Source organism: Sphingomonas sp. 179-A 2A2 NHS, from assembly GCF_045371305.1.
Classification (GTDB): Bacteria; Pseudomonadota; Alphaproteobacteria; order Sphingomonadales; family Sphingomonadaceae; genus Sphingomonas.
This window is the reverse complement of record NZ_JBIQDE010000028.1, coordinates 1-2,663: the sequence shown is the minus strand read 5'-3', so window position 1 is coordinate 2,663 and position 2,663 is coordinate 1. Positions and strand designations below refer to the sequence as shown.

The window sequence follows — 2,663 nt, the reverse complement described above, 5'->3', positions numbered from 1 at the left end:
GACTGGCACCGTGCAACCAGTTGCAACCGCGGTGGTCGGCCACAGATCGATGCGTATGCCATCGCGGACAGTCCTAGCTGACGTGCGCTTTTCATCGTGGTTCTCCTATCATCGTGCCAAACGGTATGGGAGACGACTACGCGGTATTCGCGGCGCGTAGGACAGCCGGATGAAATCTTCTGTAAGAAGGCGTTCCGGTCGCCACCAGACAACCAACCCGACCTCGGTTGTGAGGAGGCAGAGGCAGGCGCCTTTCTCGATCGCCACGACGACGCCAAAGCTTCCCGCGCAAAAATCGGATCAACCTTGTCTATTGAATTGGAGCGCTCCCAAAACGCTATTCGATCTCCAATTTATACGACGCATCCCCGGTCGCATAGAAATTTATGATATCTAATATCACAGCTAGGACATAGTTGAAGCACAATTGTTGCTCAGGTTATAACTTGGCTACACATGTAGGCAACAAGACAATTTGATACTGTATAAATAACATTTCTTAAATGTTTTGATTGTCATAATTGACACTGACCCAATACGTTTTCTAACGGGTCTTGATGAACAACGGCTCATATGCTTCGGGCGACCTAGCTCCCACGACGCTGGAAGAGCGGCCGCTGCCGCCAGCACGCCATCGGACGCGAGAGGTTCCTTCGCCGGCATCGCCCGTGAAGACGCAGCCGCCCGTCCGCCATCGGACACGGGTGGCTCCGGCAGCGACACCACCCGCTGAACTGTATCCACCTGCGCGTCACCGCACTCGAACTCCGCAGCAGGAACCCACTCCTTGAGCGCGCAACGACGCCCTGAAGAGATCGTGCACCTCGTGGTTAACGATAGGCTCGATCCGCGGACGATCACGTGGCCGGAGGAACGTGCTCTTCGTCGGTGGGCGCGTGAGGGCGTGGAACGCCAACAGCGCAGCGTCTCGCGCCTCGTGGCGCGTCAAGACTTTCGCAACGCGCGTCGTGCCCGCCGACAGATGGCCCGGAAGCTCGCTGTGCGGCTTCACGCGCTTCTAATTTCGGCGCGTCGGCATAAACCAACGTCAATGTCTATGGCGCCCGACACCTTAGAGGCTGTGCGGCAAGAGCGCCTCGTTGACGTCTTCGACGCCCTCCCGCGCATCAACGACTTTTCGCACCCTGCAAGGGCGATGTCGTTCACGCGCCCGAAGCGATCTGGCGGGGTCCGGCGCCTCACCTCATTCTATTGGGAGGACGATGCGCGGATGCGCATCCTCAAGTCCACCCTCATCCCTTTCGCGGACCTCCACGACAGTCAGTTCATGCTCGCGCAGGACCGGCTTCGTCGTGGACCGGCGTCGGTCCGTGAGAACCTCCTCCAAGCGTTGCGGGAAACGGAAGGCGGGCACGTCTTCCTACAATTCGACATTCGGGACTTCTTCGGGTCGATCTCGCACGCATGGCTGGAGGGCTACCTCGACCTCGATCGGGAGTGCGTGAAGCGTTTCGTCCATACGGGGGAGATGCTGATTGTTCCTACCGGGGAAATGAGGGCTGATCGTCGCAATGACGATGCCAGCAAAGCGAATGGCCGGTCGGGGGTTGGCATTCCCCAAGGCTCGGCACTGTCCTCGCTCGTTGCCGAGATGGCGATGGCGGAAGTCCTCCGAAGCGACGCCGTCTTTGGAAGGGTTCGCCTGTTCGCTTGGTCGGACAATCTCGGGGTGCTTGCGCCCCGAGACGAGGCATTGGCCGTTGAGGAGCTTGTTCGTGGCGCGTTCGCGCGTCACGAGGCCGGACCATTCCACCTAGAGGTGAAACATTCGCCTATCACCTCGGAGTTCAAGTTCTTGGGGGTTTGGTATCGGAAGGTCGGAAGCGACGCGGTCGCGTTCGTGCCCGATGCCGTTGCGACTGGCTGGGCTAATGACGTCTGCGCCGACGTCCTCATTGCTGACGCTGGCGCTCTATCTAAAATGGAGCGGCGTATACGCTCCAAGTTGGCGGCATGGTCATGGTGGGACGGCGCAGGCCCGCTCGGCACTGAACTCCGCGCGGTCGTCAAGGCTGCGCGTGAAGCGCTTACGCCGGCCAGCGGTGCAACCAGTTGCAATGCGGCCAATTAACTAGGCAGGATGGTTGTGGTGGGTTGGCACTGCCGCGCTCGACACTCAATTCTCTGCGGTTATCAGGGCCGCGTTACTGCAATGGCCGCAGTAAGAGGTGCAACGGGTTGCAATGTCCTTGATCTTAAATGTGGCGGCGTATCAAGGCGGTGAACTGAACATAACAGCGTAAGATAGTTGCCCTATCTTGCGCCTCAAAGTTCCCCGACACGGATCATCCCGTCGGAGACAAACGCCTTGCCACTGACAACGGCATACATCCGGTTGCCCGTCATCCCACCAAAACCATTGCGCGCGTTCACAAAGCCGTAAACGATCTTGTGCGTGGCATTGTGACAGGTGCACGTCCCCGGTCATGAGACCGCCGGCACGCGATCACGGGCTTCGACGTCAGAAAGGCGAAGCCGGGCTGTGTCGCGCGGGTGGACCGCGTCGGATCGGGGTCGTGAGCACCGGACCGGCCGGTACGGCCCGCACGCACGCCGGTCTCCCGATGGCGGGAGGACGAAGGGTCACGCGCCCGCACGTGCCGTCACGCGGCGCGGACGCCGCCAAGTCGGGACGGGAGCGG

The 2,663-nt window shown here is 60.2% G+C and carries 1 protein-coding gene; it reads left to right on the top strand.

Annotation, left to right across the window (positions count from 1 at the left end; genetic code table 11):
• Window positions 1-1,057 precede the first annotated feature (1,057 nt).
• Window positions 1,058-2,092, top strand: a complete 1,035-nt coding sequence (locus tag ACH0AE_RS17755; protein ID WP_406876155.1) for a reverse transcriptase domain-containing protein — start codon at window positions 1,058-1,060, stop codon at window positions 2,090-2,092.
• The last annotated feature ends 571 nt before the right edge of the window (window positions 2,093-2,663 follow it).